Consider the following 1,321-nt stretch of genomic DNA (forward strand, 5'->3'; position numbering starts at 1 on the left):
TTGTCTTCCCGACATCAAGATATCCTTTATGTATTGCCTTTACTTTACCACGTTAACCACCCTCTGATGCCGGGTTATGTCGCGCAAGATGCACCCGCCGGCGTGTCGGCTTATCAACCCGATAAAGCAGCTTTAAGTATTGCAAAGTCCTTTAGCCAGACCTTTAAGTTTAAGTCAGGCTCCCGCCAGCTTAGCCAGATACATGCTCTCTACATGATGGGCAGTACTGGAACCTTAGCGCACTCTGAAGCGAGTGATGTGGACTTATGGTTGTGCTTTGACCCTGGCCTGGGCGAAGACGCTATGGCTTCGCTCGCAGAAAAAGCCAAGAAGATAGATGATTGGGCAAACAGTCTAGGCTTGGAGCTTCATACTTTTTTGATGAATGCGGAAAAGTTTAAGGCTGGGCACTTGAATAACCGCATGGATAAAGAAAGTAGTGGTTCTGCACAACATTATTTGCTGCTGGACGAGTTTTATCGTACTGCGATTTTATTAGCGGGGCGTTACCCAATTTGGTGGCTGATTCCACCAAATTTAGAAGGAGAATACGAGGAGAAAGTTGATCTCCTGTTGAGTAAACGTTTTATTAAACAGCAAGAGGTTCTCGATTTTGGTAGCGCTGCGTTTATTCCTAAAAGTGAGTTGATAGGTGCTGGGCTATGGCAGCTATATAAAGGCCTGGACTCGCCCTATAAATCAGTACTGAAAATCTTGCTGGCGGAAGTTTATGCCCAAGAGCTTCCGGAAGCTGAAACTTTGAGTCAGGTTTATAAGCGCGCTGTTTATGATGATGAATTAGGTATTGAAGATCTGGATCCATATCTTCTTGTCTATCAGCGTCTCGAAGCTTATTTAAATAAAAGAAAAGAACATAAACGGCTCGATATTGTTCAGAAGAGCTTTTACATTAAAGTTGCGAAAAAACTCTCTCGATCCCCATCGGGAAGGGGGCCTTCATGGCAGAGAAAACTATTGGAAAAAATTGTCCGAACCTGGGGTTGGTCAGAGAGTAAGTTCAGGTACCTGGACTCTCGCGCCAAATGGAAAGTTGATGAGGTTCTGGTCGAGCGCCAAGTCTTAGTGGCAGAGTTGAGTTACTGTTATCGGTTTTTGTCACAGTATGCTCGCACTCATGGTATTCGCTCCAGTATTACCGCTGAAGACCTTAACCTCCTGGGCAGAAAGCTATACGCAAATTTTCAGAAGAAAGCAGGTAAGGTTGAGCGGGTTAATCCGGGTATTGTCGGGGACTTATGGGAAGAGAACCTGGCTATTCACCATACCAGCTCTCAGTTGATGCCAAGTGAGCAAAGCGGCT

General features: G+C 45.3%; 1 protein-coding gene. It reads left to right on the forward strand.

Going from position 1 to position 1,321, the window contains the following annotated elements:
- Nucleotides 1-1,321, forward strand: a 1,321-nt coding sequence (locus A3735_RS21635; protein WP_197485966.1) for a class I adenylate cyclase, incomplete at both ends; no start/stop codon positions are given.

This window comes from Oleiphilus sp. HI0061, from assembly GCF_001635675.1.